17 protein-coding genes and 1 pseudogene are annotated in these 17,247 nt (G+C 64.3%); 9 read left to right on the forward strand and 9 right to left on the reverse strand.

The genetic code is table 11. The annotated features are described in order from the left end of the window. Positions 1-57: 57 nt before the first annotated feature. The gene (locus MTX34_RS24165; protein ID WP_243611092.1) at positions 58-969 is read left to right on the forward strand and encodes a phosphodiesterase; all 912 of its coding nucleotides are present in this window, start codon (positions 58-60) and stop codon (positions 967-969) included. Here MTX34_RS24165 and MTX34_RS24170 read toward each other — a convergent pair. From MTX34_RS24170 to MTX34_RS24180, 3 genes are all read right to left on the reverse strand, one after another. Then, the gene (locus MTX34_RS24170; protein ID WP_243611093.1) at positions 966-2,465 is read right to left on the reverse strand and encodes a stealth family protein; all 1,500 of its coding nucleotides are present in this window, start codon (positions 2,463-2,465) and stop codon (positions 966-968) included. The genes MTX34_RS24165 and MTX34_RS24170 overlap by 4 nt on opposite strands. 153 nt (positions 2,466-2,618) lie before the next feature. Then, entirely contained in the window at positions 2,619-2,981 is a 363-nt protein-coding gene (locus tag MTX34_RS24175) for a VanZ family protein (RefSeq protein ID WP_243611077.1), read from the reverse strand. A 9-nt stretch (positions 2,982-2,990) separates the two neighbouring features. Then, the gene (locus MTX34_RS24180; protein ID WP_243611078.1) at positions 2,991-3,647 is read right to left on the reverse strand and encodes a bifunctional 2-polyprenyl-6-hydroxyphenol methylase/3-demethylubiquinol 3-O-methyltransferase UbiG; all 657 of its coding nucleotides are present in this window, start codon (positions 3,645-3,647) and stop codon (positions 2,991-2,993) included. An 83-nt stretch (positions 3,648-3,730) separates the two neighbouring features. Here MTX34_RS24180 and MTX34_RS24185 point away from each other — a divergent pair, with 83 nt between their 5' ends. The 3 genes from MTX34_RS24185 to MTX34_RS24195 all read left to right on the forward strand — a co-directional run bounded on the left by MTX34_RS24185 (position 3,731) and on the right by MTX34_RS24195 (position 5,136). Then, positions 3,731-4,204 (forward strand): phosphoribosyltransferase, encoded by a 474-nt coding sequence (locus MTX34_RS24185; RefSeq protein WP_243611079.1) that lies wholly within the window; start codon positions 3,731-3,733, stop codon positions 4,202-4,204. An 80-nt stretch (positions 4,205-4,284) separates the two neighbouring features. Further along, complete coding sequence (locus MTX34_RS24190; protein WP_243611080.1) at positions 4,285-4,590, forward strand: hypothetical protein; 306 nt, start codon at positions 4,285-4,287, stop codon at positions 4,588-4,590. 360 nt (positions 4,591-4,950) lie between these two features. After that, positions 4,951-5,136 (forward strand): hypothetical protein, encoded by a 186-nt coding sequence (locus MTX34_RS24195; RefSeq protein WP_243611081.1) that lies wholly within the window; start codon positions 4,951-4,953, stop codon positions 5,134-5,136. Positions 5,137-5,158: 22 nt separating this feature from the next. Here the strand turns inward: MTX34_RS24195 and MTX34_RS24200 are convergent, their stop codons facing one another. Together MTX34_RS24200 and MTX34_RS24205 are read right to left on the reverse strand one after the other, a co-directional pair. Then, the gene (locus MTX34_RS24200) at positions 5,159-5,896 is read right to left on the reverse strand and encodes a DUF2510 domain-containing protein (protein WP_243611082.1); all 738 of its coding nucleotides are present in this window, start codon (positions 5,894-5,896) and stop codon (positions 5,159-5,161) included. Between the two features lie 234 nt (positions 5,897-6,130). After that, complete coding sequence (locus tag MTX34_RS24205) at positions 6,131-7,165, reverse strand: NADPH:quinone reductase (protein ID WP_243611083.1); 1,035 nt, start codon at positions 7,163-7,165, stop codon at positions 6,131-6,133. A gap of 98 nt (positions 7,166-7,263) precedes the next feature. Between MTX34_RS24205 and MTX34_RS24210 the strand changes: the two genes are divergently transcribed. Continuing rightward, entirely contained in the window at positions 7,264-7,785 is a 522-nt protein-coding gene (locus MTX34_RS24210; protein ID WP_243611084.1) for a DinB family protein, read from the forward strand. On the opposite strand, the gene MTX34_RS24215 is transcribed toward MTX34_RS24210, so the two are convergent. Both MTX34_RS24215 and MTX34_RS24220 read right to left on the reverse strand, forming a co-directional pair. Then, entirely contained in the window at positions 7,776-8,270 is a 495-nt protein-coding gene (locus MTX34_RS24215; protein ID WP_243611085.1) for an SRPBCC family protein, read from the reverse strand. The genes MTX34_RS24210 and MTX34_RS24215 overlap by 10 nt on opposite strands. Next, positions 8,267-9,103 carry an SDR family oxidoreductase gene (locus MTX34_RS24220; RefSeq protein ID WP_243611086.1) on the reverse strand — a complete coding sequence of 279 codons (837 nt, stop codon included), beginning with the start codon at positions 9,101-9,103 and terminating at the stop codon, positions 8,267-8,269. Before MTX34_RS24220 ends, MTX34_RS24215 begins: the two co-directional genes overlap by 4 nt. Before the next feature lie 101 nt (positions 9,104-9,204). On the opposite strand from MTX34_RS24220, the gene MTX34_RS24225 reads away from it, so the two are divergent. After that, complete coding sequence (locus MTX34_RS24225) at positions 9,205-10,254, forward strand: iron-siderophore ABC transporter substrate-binding protein (protein ID WP_243611087.1); 1,050 nt, start codon at positions 9,205-9,207, stop codon at positions 10,252-10,254. A 151-nt stretch (positions 10,255-10,405) separates the two neighbouring features. Here the strand turns inward: MTX34_RS24225 and MTX34_RS24230 are convergent, their stop codons facing one another. Both MTX34_RS24230 and MTX34_RS24235 read right to left on the reverse strand, forming a co-directional pair. After that, a complete protein-coding gene (locus MTX34_RS24230) occupies positions 10,406-11,842 on the reverse strand; it encodes an HNH endonuclease signature motif containing protein (protein ID WP_243611088.1) in 1,437 nt (478 codons plus the stop codon). 212 nt (positions 11,843-12,054) lie between these two features. Next, positions 12,055-13,526 (reverse strand): annotated as a pseudogene (locus MTX34_RS24235) (cryptochrome/photolyase family protein). A gap of 127 nt (positions 13,527-13,653) precedes the next feature. On the opposite strand from MTX34_RS24235, the gene MTX34_RS24240 reads away from it, so the two are divergent. From MTX34_RS24240 to MTX34_RS24250, 3 genes are read left to right on the forward strand one after another with little or no spacing between them, the layout of a single operon-like run. Next, positions 13,654-15,303 (forward strand): alkaline phosphatase, encoded by a 1,650-nt coding sequence (locus tag MTX34_RS24240; protein ID WP_243611089.1) that lies wholly within the window; start codon positions 13,654-13,656, stop codon positions 15,301-15,303. Between the two features lie 21 nt (positions 15,304-15,324). Next, positions 15,325-16,167, forward strand: a complete 843-nt coding sequence (locus MTX34_RS24245; protein ID WP_243611090.1) for a rhodanese-related sulfurtransferase — start codon at positions 15,325-15,327, stop codon at positions 16,165-16,167. Between the two features lie 3 nt (positions 16,168-16,170). After that, positions 16,171-17,046 carry a pseudouridine synthase gene (locus MTX34_RS24250; protein WP_243611091.1) on the forward strand — a complete coding sequence of 292 codons (876 nt, stop codon included), beginning with the start codon at positions 16,171-16,173 and terminating at the stop codon, positions 17,044-17,046. Positions 17,047-17,247: the final 201 nt, after the last annotated feature.

A 17,247-nucleotide genomic window follows, 5' to 3' on the forward strand; every position in this document is an offset into this window, starting at 1 on the left:
CGTTCGTCCGACCCGGGCGATCGTAAAACGGTAGGTCCGATCGTGAGCGAGAGTTCGATGAAGTCTCGGATGGCCGAGTACCCACGCCCCCATCACTGCTTGTTGCACGTCAGCGACACCCATCTCGTCGATGGTGGTGGTCGGTTGTACGGCGGCGTGGACAGTGAGCTGCGGCTCGAGCAGGTGATGACCGACGTACGAAACTCTGGTGTGCGGCCCGACGCGTTGGTGTTCACCGGAGACCTGACAGACAAAGGCGAGCCCGGTGCGTACGAGAAACTGCGGGCGTTGGTCGAGCCGGTGGCCGAGGAACTCGGCGCGCAGATCGTCTGGGCGATGGGCAATCACGACGACCGCGCGACGTTCCGCCAGAAGCTGCTCGACGCCGAACCGACGGGGCAGTCCATCGATCGTGTGCACGACGTCGACGGTCTTCGTGTCGTGACTCTCGACACGACGGTTCCCGGACGCCATCACGGCGAACTCGGTGACGAGCAATTGGCCTGGCTCGCAGACACGCTCGCCACCCCCGCAGAATTCGGCACGATTCTCGCGATGCATCATCCGCCGGTGCCGACGGTGCTCGATCTTGCGGTACTGGTCGAACTGCTCGATCAACCGCGCCTGGCGGACGTACTGCGCGGAACCGATGTGCGCTCCATTCTTGCCGGGCACCTGCACTATTCGACGACGGCCACGTTCGCGGGCATTCCCGTCTCGGTGGCGTCGGCCACGTGCTACACCCAGGATCTGAACGTGCCCGCAGGCGGACTACGGGGCCGCGACGGTGCCCAGGGATACAACCTCGTCCACGTCTACGAGGACACCGTCGTGCACTCGGTGGTGCCGACGGGCTCGTACGACACTGTGGGAGAACCTGTCTCGGCTCAGGAGACCGCGCGCAGGCTGAGCGAGGCGGGAGTCACCATCGCAGACAGTGCTCGGCGAAAGACGTTCAGCGACGCCTAGCGCTGTTCGCGTTCCCAGGGCGCGACGATGGGGAAGTACTTGTCCAGGAACTGTGTGACGGTACGGGTGCGTAGATCCAGGTCGACTTCGGGGAAGCTGCCGTCGTTGAGGCAGAAGAAGTCCACGGATCGCTTCGGGAGCAGCTTCTCCATCAGTTCGAGGCCTGCAACCGACGTGGTGTCGATGTACCTGACCTTCGCATCCTTCTGGACCACCGCGCGGCCGCTCATCAATGCGTAGTAGTGGTACAGCGAGTTCGTCACCGAGATGTTGGTACTCGCGCGGAACGCACTCGCGGCCGTGGACGCGAACTCGTCCGGAAACTCGTTCTCCATTTCCTGCATCACGCTGCGCCGCAACGGGGTTGCCGCATGTTCGAGGTGCCGGGTGGTGGTCATCCCGAAGCGGTTCTGGAGGATTCGCCGGTTCACGCGCGCCGCGTTCTCGAAGCCGCTGCGGTCGGCGTCGCTGTAGCCCAACCCGATTCGCGTGGTCGCCTCGATGAACATGCTGATTCCGCCTGGGGAGAAGAACATCGACGGACTGACCGGTCTACCGAAGAACATGTCGTCGTTCGAGTACAGGAAGTGCTCGGACAAGCCGGGGATGTGGTGCAGCTGGCTTTCGACGGCCTGCGAATTGTGGGTCGGCAGAACGGAGGTGTCGACGAAGAAGGCCTCGCTCGGCACGAACGTCACCTTGGGATGGTCGGCGAGCCACGCCGGCCTCGGCGAGTCGGTGGCCACGAAGATGCGCCTGATCCACGGTGCGTAGAGGTGGATCGACCGCAGCGCGTACTTCAGTTCGTCGATCTGCCGATAGCGAGCCGCCGAGTCGTCACCCTCACCGACGACGTAGTTCGCCATCTGCCGCGCCCGCTGCGCCTGAAATTCCGCCGAGGAGCCGTCGACCCAGGAGAAGACGATGTCGATGTCGAAATTGATGTCCGACGCGTGGTCGGCGAACATGTTCTCGATGGTCGGCCACGTTCTGCCGAAGCGTTCGACTGTACCGCGGACGGCCTCGTCGGGCCGAATGTTGCGCCTGGTCAGAGAGTTCTCGATCGGCAGCACGATCTCGGACGGGGAGAACGACCACAGTTCGATCTGCACCGCCGTCGACGCGCCGTAGTACAGGCCGCTGAACGGCTCGACGCGTGGGCGGTACAGGCGCACGATGCGTGCGTTCGCGGACGGCGAGAGCGTGCCGTCGGCCACCAGAACTGCTTTTCCGCGGGCGTCGACGGTCTTGGAGTAGAACGGCTCGGCGCGGCAGGCGTGTACCAGTGCGGTGGTCAGCGCGTCGCGGGCACCCAGTTCGATGGCGATGACGGGCCGTTCGTCGTTGCCGCGAACGAGTAGGTACTTGATGCGTGCGGCGTCGAGCACGGCGCGCACGAACAGCAGATCCTCGACCATCGCCTGGTGCGGGGTGGTGGAGGTGATGGTCAGTGCGTAGCGGCCGTCGTGGCTGACCACGTCGGAGCGTTCGCTCAGTCGTGCTGCGGATGCTGCTGATTCTCGGGTGACGGCATCGTTGGTCTCGTGCTCCGGTGGAACGAGGTAGATATCGTGCGGGGCAGAAGACGAGGTGATGGCGTTCCTTCCGGAGTGTGCGCGCTGGCCGAGGAAACCCGGTGCTCGGTCAGTCTAATGCAGGTCCGGGGCATTCTTGACGCGCTGCGGTAGAACCCAGCTCGCCGCGATCAGGCCCACCGCAACTCCGGCAGCGTCGGCGAGAGCGTCGGCGACCGATCCGGAGCGTCCCAGAGGCAGGATCGCCTGCAGGAACTCCGACACCACCGCGAACGCCGACACCCACAGTACGGTCCTGACCCAGTCGATTCCGGCGAGTCGGGACGTATACGCGAGAGCCGCGAACAGGATGCAGTGAATGATCTTGTCGCTGTGCTCGAATCCCGAGGGCACACCGGACGCAGGCGTGAAGAGCACGATCAGCGCGACGACGAAGGTGACGGCCAGGGGAATTCGATACGTCGTCGGCGAGAACACCGCCCGAGTTTACCGGCGCTGCAGCACCACGACCGTGTCGATGCGCTCATCGCCGTCGGGCGTCATGCGGGTGCGATGCTCGGCGTGGATCACCTCGAACCCGTCGCCGGCCGCAGCGACGACCGGTTCCGGAGCGAACAGCCGGTGTTTGGCCGGGTGCTGCGAGGCGTGGCTGTCACTGGGACTGTGCCCGACGATCAACAGGCGTCCCTTCGGTGCAACCGCTGCGGCGAACCTGCGGGTGGTCAACTCGAGCTCGTCCGGTGGCACCTGCAGGAAGTGCACCGACACCAGATCGAACGCACCGGCCGGGGGTGTCCAGTCCAGAACGTCTTCCTGTTGCCAGTTCACCGTCGGTGTCTGCGGCTCGAGTGCCTGTTGTGCTGCGCGAGCGCGACCGAGGGCGACATCGGAGATGTCGACGCCGGTCACGTTCCATCCTTCACCGGCGAGCCACAGGGAGTCGGCACCTTCGCCGCAGCCGATATCCAGGGCGCGGCCCGGAGTCAGCGTGGACGCTTCCTGAACCAACACGGCGTTGGGATTTCCGCTCCAGACGGTGGTGCGTTGGTTGTAGAGGTTGTCCCAGAATGCTTCGTCGAAGGCACCGTTCTCGAAATCCGGCTCCGCGGGGGTCCGGTCGGCGGCGTGCGTGTGGTCGGCCATGGTCCGAGAATGCCCGCTCGCAGCCGGGTACGCAAACATATTTGCTCGATTGGCAAAATTGGGGATGAGTAAAGTTGTGCGTCATGACCGAACAGGAACGTGAAGTACTGACGTGGGCGACGTTCGGGGATGCCTCGCGCGAACTCACCGAGCTGATCGTCGACGACGGGTTCGTGCCGGACATCGTCATCGCGATCGCTCGCGGTGGACTCATTCCCGCCGGTGCCATCTCCTACGCGATGGGCGTCAAGGCTGCGGGCACTCTCAACGTCGAGTTCTACTCCGACATCGAGGAGACCCTGCCCGATCCCGTTGTTCTCGAACCACTTCTGGACACCGACGCGATCGTCGGCAAGAAATTGCTCGTGGTCGACGACGTCGCCGATTCCGGCCGCACACTGGCTCTGGTCATCGATCTACTGAAGGCTCACACCGCCGACGTGCGGTCAGCCGTGATCTACACCAAGCCCAGAACCATTGTGCAGCCGGACTACTCGTGGCGTGAAACCGACAAGTGGATCAATTTCCCATGGTCCACGTTGCCGGTCATCACTTGAGTCGTTCGTTCGAGACGATTCGGCCGCCGGGGTCGGGGCCGGAAACGCCCGAGTTTTCCAACACGAAAGGTCCTCGAGCTATGACCACCAGTAGGGGGCGAGTGAGTCGATACGCGGTCGAAGAAGGCTGGGGAATCATCGACTCGGATGATACGCCCGGCGGATGCCTCATTCAGGCCCTCAATATTCACACGCCATCCGGAACCCTCAACGCTGGAGACGAAGTCGACTTCGAGTGGGAACCGCTGCCTGCGGGAGTCGAAGAAGAGCTGTTCCGGTCCGCTGCACTCTCCGTACGCCGAGCCGGGGCTGCCAAAGAGCCTCCTCCTGCTCTCGATGATGATCGACCCAAGTTCATCGGCGGAGCGTGGACCTGGAAGACGTAGTCCGCAGGCCAGGTCATCTGTGTTCGTCTGCTCTGCAGAGAGTTTCGCGATCCGCCAGTGCCCGCTGGTCTGTGTGCGGGCTTTTCCGATTTCACGCCGATTGCGGTACTGGGTTGTGTCCCAGCGTTTCCGCGGTTGCGAGCACTAAGAGTGGGCCGGTTGACGGAACCCGGAAACGCCGCCGAGCGACCATCGCTATCACCGCGACGTTTCCCACCGACGAAGCAGACGACCCCCAATTCAGATATCCCGGCGCTGAGGGGGTCGGCCTGGACCTGACCGGTTGCGATCCTGCTCCCGCAGGTAAGTGACCGACTCGCCGAACAACGCGGAGGATCGGCAGAGGACTACTCCGACACGGTGTCGATCACTCCCACCGATGACAGCAATGCGCATTGGGCCGTCGCGGCGCAGACCCACGGCGAGGACGAGGCCGTCGAGTTGGCGAATCAGGCCGCCGCAATTGTGGTCGACCTGTTCAACAGCATGCCCAGCGGGCCAGAAGACGTCGTCTTCCGAGCCAACGTCGCCGAACCCGCACGCTGACGTGTCACCTGGGGTGACGTCCTTACCGGGTGAGGTCCACGACGCACGCGTCGACGGCCTGCACGTCGGGGTCGCCGGGGGAGATATTTAACTCGGAGCTGGCTCGCGGCCAGCTCGTGGTGTTTCGTGCTCCTCCGGTCGAGGAGTAAACGGTGCCGTTTGCGATGACCCAGACATCGGATCTGTTCTCGACCCGACCGGTGGTGTCGACGGTAGTTCCGCCGATGTAGGTGTAGTCGCCGCCGTCGATGACGGTGCCGTTGGTCAGGGTCAGCCCGGATTCGGAAAAGCCGGAGGCGACCAGATCCACGAGCGACTGATTCGCTGGGGCACATCGGGGATCGGATGTATACGTCGCGGGAGCCGGGGGAGGGGCGGCCACAGCTGAGGTGGTCGTGGTCGGCGGGACGGTGGTGGTGGAAGGGGCGGGCGTCGACGTCCGTTGCGCTGCAGCGCTCGACGTCGTGGACGGTGCAGCGGCCTGAGAGTCGTCGGCGGGCTCGTCGTCGCCGAAGACGGCACCGAGCACGCCGATCACGACGAACGCGCAGACGACGCCGCCGATGATCTTGACCGAACGGGGGACGCCTGACCGGTCGGGCTGGCCGGGTTCATCGGGACCGGTGGGAGCTGGTTCCTCTGCTGTCGGCCCGGCGGCGGGTTGTGTGTGTTCGGTCCATTGGGTTCCGTCCCAGTATCTGATCAGTCCTGGTTCGCTCGGGTCTGGGTGCCATCCGGGCGGGGGTGTGGGGCTGGTCATCGGTGTCCGTTCTTCGCGCTCAATGATGTTCGTCGGATCGCCTGTTGAAGACGCTCGCAACCCTAAGCGTCGATGTCGTGCGATTTCGGCGCCGCCGGAGAACCGCGTCGCGCGGTCGTGCTCACACACTAAGCAAAGAACCTTTGTGCAACAGAGGTATTTGTGGCGAGAGACCGGCAAGTGGATCAACTTCCCGTGGTCCAACTTGCCGCTCACCACCTGAGTCTGCCCGGCTTACTGATCGCTGACGTCGATCAACACCTTGCCGACGGTTCCGTTCTCGACGGCGTCGTGTGCTGCTGCGGTTTCGCTCAGCGAGTAGCGGTGCAGCGGTAGGCCGGTGGCCTCACCCACCTCCAGCACACCCGCGGCTGCCGCCGCACTGACGTCCGCCTCGGCGTTACGCAGAGCCTCGTCGCCCACGGTGTAGAGCAGCACGAACTGGTATCGGGTGTTGAGCACCATGTTCGGCCGAACGTCGAGGGTGACGGTGTCGCCGCCGTTGTTGGCGTACACCGCGATCGATGCGCGGTTCGCTCCCACGGCAGCGTTGAGTGCGGCGTTCTGTGCGGGAGCAACCTCGACGATCAGATCGATTCCGTCTTGAACCAACTCGCGGATTTCCGCTGCGGCGTCGCCGGTCTTGTAGTTCACCACGTGATGCGCACCCGCGGCGGTGGCCAGTGCGCCCTTTTCCGGTCCGCTGACCGTCGTCACCACCGTCGCACCAGCCCAGCGGGCCAATTGGATCGCAGCATGGCCGACGGCACCGGCACCACCGGCGACGAGTACCGACTTGCCGTCCAGAGCGCCCGGGTGCAGCCGCGTGGGTCCGTCTTCGGAGACGGTCAGTGCGCGGTGCGCCGTCATCGCGGGCACGCCGAGGCTTGCGCCCACGTCGAACCCGACGCCATCAGGCAGCGGAACCACTCGGGAGGCAGGCAGGATTGCGAAAGACTGGGCCGTACCGGTCGGGCGCTGGTGCTGGGCCAGGTACACCCAGACCCGATCGCCAACGGAGACGCCGTCGACGTCGGGGCCGACCGCGTCGATCACTCCGGCACCGTCCTGGTTCGGTACCACCTCGTCGAATGCCGGCTTCTCACCCGGCCCGGAGCCGGTCCTGTTCTTCCAGTCCGTCGGATTGACGCCCGAGACCACGATGCGAACACGCACTTCGCCTGCGGCGGGCTCGGTCACCTCGCGATCCTTCAGCTCGAGGACGGACGAGTCGCCGGTGCGGGTGTACACAATTGCTGGAGCAGTCATATCCGGTCCAACGCGCTCGGGCCGCCCCGATGTTCCCTGCCGCCACATCGGGGTAAGCATGAGTGGTCATCAGTGCTGTCAGAGAAGAAACGGATCGCATGAATCACAACGAACTGCTCACCGACGCGTTCGGCCGAATTAAGGAACTCGTCCACTCGGTATTGGACGACATCCCCGCCGCCGCTTTGACGTATCGACCCGATGCCGACGCCAACAGCATCGCGTGGTTGCTGTGGCACCTGACGCGGGTGCAGGACGACCACATCGCGGGTGTGGCCGGGAGCGAACAGGTATGGACGTCGGACTCGTGGTTCGAAAGCTTCGGACTTCCGTTCGACAAGTCCGACATCGGGTACGGCCAATCGTCCTCCGACGTCGCTCAGGTCACTTCGAGCGCCGATCTGCTGCGTGACTACCACGACGCCGTGCACTCGAAAACTGTTGCGTACCTGAGCAGTATCTCGACCGACGATCTGGATCGGATCGTCGACGAGAACTGGGATCCGCCGGTCACTCTGGGTGCGCGGCTGGTGTCGGTGGTGTCCGACGACCTCCAGCACGCGGGGCAGGCGTCCTACGTTCTCGGCCTGTATACCCGGCAGGCTCGAGATCAGGCGTAGACCTTCTGCAGGTTCTCCAGCGTCTTGCGAATGTTGCGACGCTGGAACTGCGGGAACGTCTTACCGCTGGTGACGATCTTGTCGAACACGAGAGCCAGCGCGTCGGGCCACTTCGTCCGGTCGTCGGTCCAGGTCTCGGTCACTTTTGTGCCACCCGCGACCGGTTCGAAGTCGTAACGCCAGGTTGCGTTCGCACCCTTGATCTTCGGAGCGCTCTTGCCGATGGCGTGGACTCGGAACTCGAAGGTCTTGCCAGGCTCGGCCGCGGTGACGGTGCAGCGAGTGACCCACTTCGCTCGGCCGCGCTTGTTGGTTCCGTCGAACACCATTCCCACGTAGGCACTCTCGCGGGGTTCGTGGACGGTGGCACCTCTGTTTTCCGGGCTCCATTCACCCATCCGCGTGGGGTCGCTGATCGCGGCGTACAGCGTGTTCGGATCGGAAGCGACGACGATGCTGTCCGAGACGGTGAGTTCGCGGCTCATGACGAGGCTCCCTTGCGGGCGTTCTTGCCCAGGCCGGGGTGAATGCGAGTGAGCATGGGCACCAACACCGTTCGCGGGGTGATCTGCGCGAAGATGGACCCGATGCGGTTGGCCGCTCCCGGAATCGACACCATGCGCCCCTTGGCCATGTCGTCGACGGCGGTCCTGGCCACCGTTTCCGCGTCCACCCACATGATCGGTGGAAGTGCCTTCTCTGCTTCGTCTTTCGGGAAGCCTGCGGCCTCACCGAACCCGGTGTGTACCGGTCCGGGGCACAGCGCGGTGGCGGTGACACCGGTTCCACGCAGTTCACCGGTCAGAGACTGTGTGTACGAGAGCACGAATGCCTTGCATGCGCCGTAGCCGGCCTGCCCGGGCAAGGGCTGGAACGCGGCGGTCGAGGCGACGTTGAGCAGTGCGCCGCGTCGTCGTTCGATCATGCCGGGGAGGAAGCGGGTGCAGAGGTCCGCGACGGCGACGACGTCGACCTCGATCATATTCATCTCGGCGTCCGGATCCGATTCTGCGACCGGTCCGAGGGTGGAGAGTCCGGCGTTGTTGATCAGGATGTCCGGGATCAGGCCGAGATCGGTGATGCGGCCGAGCAGTTCGGCGCGCACAGTGCGGTCGGAGAGGTCGGCAGCGAGCACTTCGGCTCGAACTCCCCGTGCTCGGATCTCCTGTGCCAACTCGTCGAGCTTGTCGGCACGCCGAGCGACGAGAGTGACGCCGTGGCCTCGGGATGCGAGCACGCGGGCGATCGCGGCTCCGATTCCCGAGGACGCTCCGGTTACGACGGCTGTCCGATCAGGGACAGGACGAGGAAGGCTCATGGCTCCCACCGTAGCGAACGCCCGCTGTGCAGTGCATTCGAACCGCGCTTGTAGGTTAGCCTTGACTTACTCTTAACCCGCTGATCCGTCGAGAGGTATCCATGTTCTCTGCTCCAACGGCCGGTGAACGCTTCACTCGCCGTGCGTCCCTGCTGTCCGCGCTCGCTGTGTCGGCCCTGGTGGTCGGTGGATGTTCGTCTGCCGACACGGCTGAGCCAGAACAGGCCGGGGGCGGCGACTTTGCCGCCGTCACCATCGATTCGGCCCTGGGGCAGGCGGTCATCACCGAGAAGCCTGAGCGCATCGTGACGCTCGGGCAGGGTTCGGCCGAGACGGCGATCGCGCTGGGGACGGTCCCGGTCGGCGTCGAGGAGTACTCGTGGGGTGCCGACGAATCGGGATATCTGCCGTGGGTTCACGACGCAGTCACCGAGTTGGGTGCCGAACTTCCCGAACAATTCACCGGTGGAACCGAACTCAACATCGAAGCTGTTGCTGCTCTCGAGCCGGATCTGATCCTGGCACCGTGGTCGGGCGTCACGCAGGATCAGTTCGACAAGCTCAGTGCCTTTGCCCCGGTGGTTGCGTACGAGGAGCAGCCGTGGACAACGACCTGGGAAGACCAGATCACCGTGATCGGCAAGGCCATGGGTGAGGAGCAGAAGGCTGCGGAGGAGATCGACAAGATCGAGAGCCGCTTCGCCGACGCCGCCGCTCAGCACCCCGAGTATGCGGACGTGAGCTTTTCGTACATTTACAACACCGGTCCCGGGACGCTGGGCGTGTTCCTGGCCGACGAGCAGCGCGTCGCGATGGTCCGCGGCCTCGGGCTGCAGGTCGATCCGGTGGTGAACACGCTCGACGAGACCGAGGGCACCGACTCGTCGGTGATCGGGTTGGAAAATGCGAATCTGCTGAACGACTCGGACTTGATCTTCACCTTCTACTCGGATCCGCAGAACCGCACCGACACCGAGAATCAGCCTGCTTACCAGCAGATTCCGGCTGTGTCCCGCGGTTCGGTCGTTGCGCCGACGGATCAGTCGTTCGTCACCGGGTCGTCCATCATCAATCCGCTGACGGTGCCGTGGGCACTCGAGCGATACGTGCCGATGATCGACGAGGCTGTCGCGAAGCTCGATACGAAGTAGGTCACCGGTCGGTCGATCGGAGCGGAGACGAACAGAATCGGCTCATGCGCGTCGTGTAATACGCTGAGCGTTTGATCGAAACATCACGCTCAACAATCTCTTTCAGCCCCGCACCGTGTTCTCGGTGCGGGGCTGGAGTCTTTCTTCGGGCTTATGCGATGTGGGGGCCTGCTCGGGCGTGGGATTGTCGCGGTTGTCGGTAGGGGTCGACGGTGGCGGGTGGTACGAACCAGGGGTGGTTGTCGTTGCCGATGAACACTTCCCAGTCACTGTGGTGCATGAGTCGGTGGTGGAATCCGCAGAGTAGGACGAGGTTGTTCATGTCGGTGGGGCCGCCGTCGGCCCAGTGCCAGATGTGATGTCCTTCGGTCCAGGCGGCGGGTTTTCCGCAGCCGGGGAATGCGCAGCCGTGATCGCGGGCGGTGAGGGCTTTGCGTTGTTTGGCGGAGACGGTGCGGGCGGTGCGGGCGAGGTTGAGTGGGTTGCCGTGTTCGTCCATGACGATGGCGGTGAGAACGCAGTCGCAGGCGAGTTGGCGGGAGGTGTTGCGGGAGAGTGGTCCCATCCACGGCAGCCAGCCGACTGACGTGCCGTCGCCGAACAGGTCGCGATAGGTGCCGCGATCGGTCGCACAGCGGTAATCTTCACTGCCACTGGCGGTGTCACTGCCACTGCCGCTGCCGTTTTCGTGGTCCTGCTCGGTTGCTGCGTGAGTGTCGATGGGGTTGCCGGTGTTGATGTCGACCGGATCGACAGTGTCGGATTCGGTTGCTGCGCGTGCGGTTTCGTCGTCTGCGATGTCGGCGTCGGCGGTGTCGGCGCTGTCGCGGAGGTCGGTGAGGTCGCGCAGGTTGATGTGCAGGTTCAGGTGCGGGCGTTCACCGCCTTCGATGGGGCGATTGCTCGAGGCGAGGTATTGGTCGAGGATGTGCCCGAAGGCGTCGGCTCTGCGTTTGGCGGGGCTGCGGTCGTCTGGGGTGCCGTCTGCGGCGGGGCGGGGTTCGGTCAGGGGTGAGAGTGCGGTGAGGAGTTTTTCTCCGGTGACGGCGTCGAAATCCATCTTCGCCACCAGACGTCCGTTCAAGGTTGTCGACGCGAAGAGTTCGTTGCGGTCGGTGTTCTCGGGTGGTGGGGTCTTGCCGCCGAACTCGTCCTCGAGTTTGGTGATCGCTGCTCGGATCCGGCCGGTGCGTGCTTCGGGCCCGGTCGCGGCGGCGATCATCGCGGTGCGGGCCATGACGCGGCCCTCTTCCGGGAGGTCCTTCGGTGGTGTTTCGGCGAAGGTGAGGATGAGCGCGGCGTGATCGACGGACATGACGCCGGTGTTCACGGCGTCGGCGATATCGGGAAAATTCTTCAACCCGCGGGCGAGGGCGACGATCTTGGTGGCCTTGGACGGCGAGAGCAGGGTGGTGGAGGTCAGCCAGCCGGCGGGTCCGGGGAATCCGAGTTTCTCACGGGAGACGCGGGTGTCGATCTCGGCGACGAGGGCGATGCGTCGGGCCTCCAACAACTGAATCTCATGGGAAACCGTGGCGGCGTCGGCGAGGAGTTCGCTCTCGCTCAGTTGCCAGATCTCCGTGGTCATGGAAGCAAGTGTATCGAACGTGCGTTCGACTGGCAACCATCGTTGAATCGAAAACTGTTGCCCTACTTAACTATTCGAGACTCAGAACCTGTCGGTGGGTCGTGGTAAGGGACCGTCGACTCTCGAAGTCTCCCGGGACGGCGTCGTCAGCCACGCCGAACCTGCGCGCCATTGATCTGCCAATTCGGCTGACGGTTCGAGAACCCAACGCGTCAGTAGACCTCGCGTTGCCGTTCCTGTTCCAGCACCTGCTCGAGGTCGCTCAATCGGTTCATCGACGACACCTGCCTCGCCGTACGGTGATTGAGCGCCAACATCTCGCGGTGCCGGTGGACGAATGCCCAGTAGCCGGCGGTGAAGGGGCAGGCGTCGTCGCCCAGTCGCTTTTTCGGGTTGAACTCGCACGGCTTGCAGTAGTCGGTCATGCGGTTCAGGTAAGCCCCGCCCGAGGCGTAGGGCTTGGTGGCGATCACTCCGCCGTCCGCGTGTTGACTCATGCCGATCACGTTCACCGGCATCACCCAGGCGAACCCGTCGACGAAAGCTGTTGCGAACCAGTCGGTCAACGCTCGTGGGTCCCACGCATGTTGCAGCGCAAAGTTTCCCAGGATCATCAGTCGGGGAATGTGGTGCACCCAGCCGCGGTCGCGCACGCCGTCGACGGTGCTGGACAGGCACTTCGCCACCACGGCGTCGCCGTCCAACTCCGTCAGCCAATCCGGCAGTGGCTCATGGGCTTCGAGCTTGTTGCGCCGAGGTACTCCGGCCCCAGATGCCAGTACAGGTGCCACACGTATTCGCGCCAGCCGAGGATCTGCCGAACGAAACCCTCCACGCTCGCCAGCGGGGTGCCGTCTCGGTGGGCGTCCTCGGCTGCGTGTGCGACGTCCAACGGTTGCAGCAGGCCGAGATTGAGCGGGACCGAAAGCAGTGAGTGGGACATCGTCCAGTCGTCGGCCATCACCGCGTCCTCGTACTTACCGAAGTCGTCCAAGCGGTAATTGATGAAGTGCGACAACGCCTCCGACGCCTCGGCCGCGGTCACTGCGAACACGCGAGGCCCATCGACTCCGACGGTATCGAGGTCCCACGAGTCGAGATCTGCACGAACCGCGTCGTCGATGGCATCCTCGGTCGGCCACCACGGTTCTTCCACACCCAGGGTCAGGCGTCCCTTCGGTGGTGGCGACTGGTTCTCGGCATCGAGGTTCCATTTACCCGAGACCGGGTCGGCACCGTCCATCAACACATCGAACTTCTTGCGTTGCTCGCGGTAGAACGTCTCCATGCGGAAGGTCCCGCGTTCGGCCGCCCACTCGGCGAACTCGGCCCGGGGAAGCGCGAACATCGGCGTCGGCAGAATCTCCGAGACCAGTCCCTCCTCGTGCAGCGCGGCGACGAACTTCTCCGCCGCGTGTGACGTCGGCTCGAACACCACCACGGGTTTGCCGTACTCGGCCAACCCTTCGCGATACGTCTCGGTCTGCAGGTAGGTGACGCGATCACCCAGCTCGTCGGCCAGATGACGCATCCCCGACAACACGAGATGGAGCTTCTGCCGGTGGTATCGCCGACGCCGGAACACGCGTCGGGACTCGATCATCAGCACATCTCGGTCGGCGTGCTCGTCCACCGAGTGAAAGTGTTGGCCGAGCTGATCACCGAACAACCACAGAGCGTCCATTCTCGGAGTGTTCTCCCGCAGCGACGACGGCAAACCAGCGTCCGGCGCATGGCCAGCTGGTGAACAATGCGGCCGACCCAGGCGCGCCTTACTTGACCACCGACCATCCATCGCATGGACTGACCCGATGCACGCTGAGTCTGCGCTTTCCAGAAGGACGTTTCTTCGCTCGTCGTCGGTGGCCGTCGCGGTGGTCGGAGTGGCCACGACACTGCCGGCGACCGCATTCGCTCAGGGCAGCGACCGCGGCTTTCTGCACGGGGTGGCATCGGGAGATCCGTTGCCCGACGCGATCGTCCTCTGGACTCGGCTCACCCCCACTCCCGACGCCACCCCGGGCTCCGGCGTCGGCCCGCAGGTGTCGGTGACGTGGCGGATTTCCCGCAGTGCAGACATGGGTGACGTCGTCTCCTCCGGAACCGTCGCAACCGGCCCCGACACCGACCACACCGTCAAAGTCGACGTCGACGGCCTCAGCGCAGACACCACGTACTTCTACGATTTCCGGACGAAGGATGCGGCATCGGCCGTCGGAATCACGCGCACCGCCCCGGCCAATAACGCCGACATCGACGCGATGCGTTTCGGAGTCGTCTCGTGCTCCAACTGGGAGTCGGGCTACTTCGGCGCGTACCGGCATCTGGCCGCCCGCGGCGACCTGGACGCCATCGTCCATCTCGGCGACTACATCTACGAATACGAGACGGGCGGATTCCCGGGCCGCGACGGGGTGATTCGCCAGCATTCGCCCACCCACGAGATCGTCACGCTCGCCGACTACCGGCAGCGTCACGGCCAGTACAAGTCCGATCCCGATCTGCAGGCCGCGCACGTCGGGGTGCCGTGGATCTGCACGTGGGACGACCACGAATCCGCCAACGATGCCTACGACACCGGCGCGCAGAACCACACTCCGGGCACCGAGGGCGATTGGTCCACCCGCAAGGCCCATTCCGAGCAGGCGTACTACGAGTGGATGCCGGTACGAGCGGCAGGCACCGCGACCAACCGTCACCTCTATCGCAGGCTGCGGTTCGGAAACCTCCTCGAGCTCTCGATGCTGGACCTGCGCACCTACCGCTCGCAGCAGGTGCTGCCGTTCAACGGGCCCGAGGTGGATTCGCCCAACCGGACCATCACCGGCGCGGAGCAAATGCAGTGGCTCACCGACGGCATCGTCTCGTCGCCGACGCAGTGGAAGATCGTCGGCAACCCGGTGATGATCACGCCCACTCTCATCCCGCCGCTCGATCGCGATGCCGCCAGGGCGGTCACGTCGCTGCTCGGGATCCCGGAGGGCGGTCTGCCGTACAACGCCGACCCGTGGGACGGCTACACCGCCGACCGCCGCAAGCTGCTCGGTGCCATCGTGGACGCAGGCGTCGACAACACGGTGTTCATCACCGGCGACATCCACTCGGCCTGGGCCTGCGAGGTACCCCTCGATGCGGCCCAGTACGCCACCACCGAACCTGCCGCCACCGAGCTGGTCGTCACCTCGGTGAGCTCGGCCAACATTGACGACCTGACGCGTACTCCGCCGCACACACTGGGCCGGGTCGCCGAGGAGGCATTCAAGGCTCTCAACCAGCACGTGAAGTTCGTCGACCTCGACAGTCACGGTTTCGGCGTCTTCGAGGTCACCCGAACGGCCGCGAGGATGGACCACTGGTTCCTCACCGCCAAGGAGGATCCGCAGACCGGCGTCTACTGGGGAGCGGGCTTCACCGTGGACTCCGGCACCCAGCGCGTCCGGGCGGCGGCACCACCTGCCTGACAACGCGCCATACTGGTCGGCGTGGCTGTACCGAAAATCGTCCTGTTCTACGTGTTCACTCCGCTGCCCGATCCCGACGCGATCAGGCTGTGGCAACAGACGCTGGCCGCGTCCAACAACCTGACCGGACGCATCCTGATCTCCGAGCACGGCATCAACGCGACAGTCGGCGGTGACGTCGACGACGTCAAGAGGTACGTCCGCGGCACCCGCAGCTATCCGGCGTTCAAGTCGGCCGACATCAAGTGGTCCGATGGACTCGGCAACGATTTCCCGCGCCTGAGTGTGCGGGTGCGCGACGAGATCGTCACGTTCGGTGCGCCAGGCGAGTTGAAGGTCGATGCCGACGGTGTTGTCGGCGGTGGCACTCATCTGAGCCCGCAGCAGGTGCACGAGCTCGTCGATTCCCGTGGCGACGACGTCGTCTTCTTCGATGGCCGCAACGCCTTCGAGGCCGAGATCGGAAAATTCAAGAACGCGGTAGTGCCCGACGTCGAGACGACCAGAGACTTCGTCTCGCAGCTCGATTCCGGTGCCTACGACCACCTGAAGCAGTCCCCGGTGGTCACGTACTGCACCGGGGGAGTGCGGTGCGAGGTGCTCTCGTCTTTGATGGTGGCCCGTGGGTTCGAAGAGGTGTATCAGCTCGACGGCGGAATCGTCCGGTACGCAGAGACTTTCGGTGACGACGCGCTGTGGGAGGGTTCGCTGTTCGTCTTCGACAAGCGGATGGCGCAGAACTTCTCCGATCACACCGCCGTCATCGGTCGCTGCAGTGCCTGCGGTAATCCGACGTCGCGGTACCAGGACTTCGACGGCGACGCCGGACGTGGTCTGCGGTTGATCTGTCGAGACTGCGCGTAGACAATGCTGCCCTTCCGGGACGGTCTCGCTCCGCTGAGACTGCTGTTGCCGCATGGTGATTCGGCCACCACCATCGTGGAGTACCTCGAACGTGAGCTGCCCGATGACGACTGGCGACGGGCCATGCACGACGCCGAAGTGGTGGACGAGAAGAGCAGGCCCATCTCCGACGCCACGCGGTACCGAGCCGGAAGTCAGGTGTACTTCTATCGCGTTCCAGCGCAGGAGATTCCGGTCCCCTTCGAGATCGGAATGCTGCACGAGGACGATGACCTGTTGGTGGTCGACAAGCCGCACTTCCTCGCCACCATCCCGCGTGGTCGGCACGTCACCGAAACGGCGACGGTACGGCTCCGACAGCAGTTCGATTGCCCCGACCTCACGCCCGCGCACCGACTGGATCGCGCCACCGCCGGGGTGTTGCTCTTCACCAAGACCAAGCATGCCCGACGGCCGTATCAGGAACTCTTCTCCTCCCGGAACGTCACCAAGGAGTACGAGGCCGTCGCGGGATTCGATGCAGCACTGGAGTTTCCGCGCGTCGTGCGTAGCAGGATCCTCAAGGAACACGGTGTCATGACGGCGTACGAGGAGCCGGGGGAGCCGAACAGTGAGACCCTGATCGAACTGATCGACATTTTGGGTACTTCCGCCCGATATCGACTCTTTCCCAAGACGGGCAAGACCCATCAGCTGCGGATCCACTTGTCCTCGTTGGGTATTCCCATCGTGAACGACCCGTACTATCCGGAGTTCACCTCTGTGCCGGCAGACGACTTCACCCGGCCGTTGCAGCTTCTCGCTCGGTCGCTGAACTTCACGGACCCGCTTACCGGTCAGCCCAGGCGCTTCGTCAGTGCCCGGGAACTCGACGCCTGAGCCGACACCCCCCAAGCGACAAACGCGCGCGCATTCGCCAGACGCTCGCGGAATAGGTAACCATTCCGCTCGCACCCTCTTTGCCAAGCTTCTGGTGAGTCATTCGAGAAGCTATGGAGGGTTACCGCATGTTGAGTGCTGAATTCACAGGGGAGCAGATCCGGGAGATGGTGTTCGAGTACTGCCGGTTGCCGTATGGGA

Source organism: Rhodococcus sp. ARC_M5 (assembly GCF_022810405.1).
Taxonomy (GTDB): domain Bacteria; phylum Actinomycetota; class Actinomycetes; order Mycobacteriales; family Mycobacteriaceae; genus Rhodococcoides; species Rhodococcoides navarretei.

Excerpts from the sequence above, each read along its gene's own strand:
- MTX34_RS24165 (WP_243611092.1), top strand. The coding sequence starts at position 58 with ATGAAGTCTCGGATGGCCGAGTACCCACGCCCCCATCACTGCTTGTTG.
- MTX34_RS24180 (WP_243611078.1), bottom strand. The coding sequence starts at position 3,647 with ATGGCCGACCACACGCACGCCGCCGACCGGACCCCCGCGGAGCCGGAT.
- MTX34_RS24185 (WP_243611079.1), top strand. The coding sequence starts at position 3,731 with ATGACCGAACAGGAACGTGAAGTACTGACGTGGGCGACGTTCGGGGAT.
- MTX34_RS24190 (WP_243611080.1), top strand. The coding sequence starts at position 4,285 with ATGACCACCAGTAGGGGGCGAGTGAGTCGATACGCGGTCGAAGAAGGC.
- MTX34_RS24200 (WP_243611082.1), bottom strand. The coding sequence starts at position 5,896 with ATGACCAGCCCCACACCCCCGCCCGGATGGCACCCAGACCCGAGCGAA.
- MTX34_RS24205 (WP_243611083.1), bottom strand. The coding sequence starts at position 7,165 with ATGACTGCTCCAGCAATTGTGTACACCCGCACCGGCGACTCGTCCGTC.
- MTX34_RS24210 (WP_243611084.1), top strand. The coding sequence starts at position 7,264 with ATGAATCACAACGAACTGCTCACCGACGCGTTCGGCCGAATTAAGGAA.
- MTX34_RS24215 (WP_243611085.1), bottom strand. The coding sequence starts at position 8,270 with ATGAGCCGCGAACTCACCGTCTCGGACAGCATCGTCGTCGCTTCCGAT.
- MTX34_RS24220 (WP_243611086.1), bottom strand. The coding sequence starts at position 9,103 with ATGAGCCTTCCTCGTCCTGTCCCTGATCGGACAGCCGTCGTAACCGGA.
- MTX34_RS24225 (WP_243611087.1), top strand. The coding sequence starts at position 9,205 with ATGTTCTCTGCTCCAACGGCCGGTGAACGCTTCACTCGCCGTGCGTCC.
- MTX34_RS24230 (WP_243611088.1), bottom strand. The coding sequence starts at position 11,842 with ATGACCACGGAGATCTGGCAACTGAGCGAGAGCGAACTCCTCGCCGAC.
- MTX34_RS24240 (WP_243611089.1), top strand. The coding sequence starts at position 13,654 with ATGCACGCTGAGTCTGCGCTTTCCAGAAGGACGTTTCTTCGCTCGTCG.
- MTX34_RS24250 (WP_243611091.1), top strand. The coding sequence starts at position 16,171 with ATGCTGCCCTTCCGGGACGGTCTCGCTCCGCTGAGACTGCTGTTGCCG.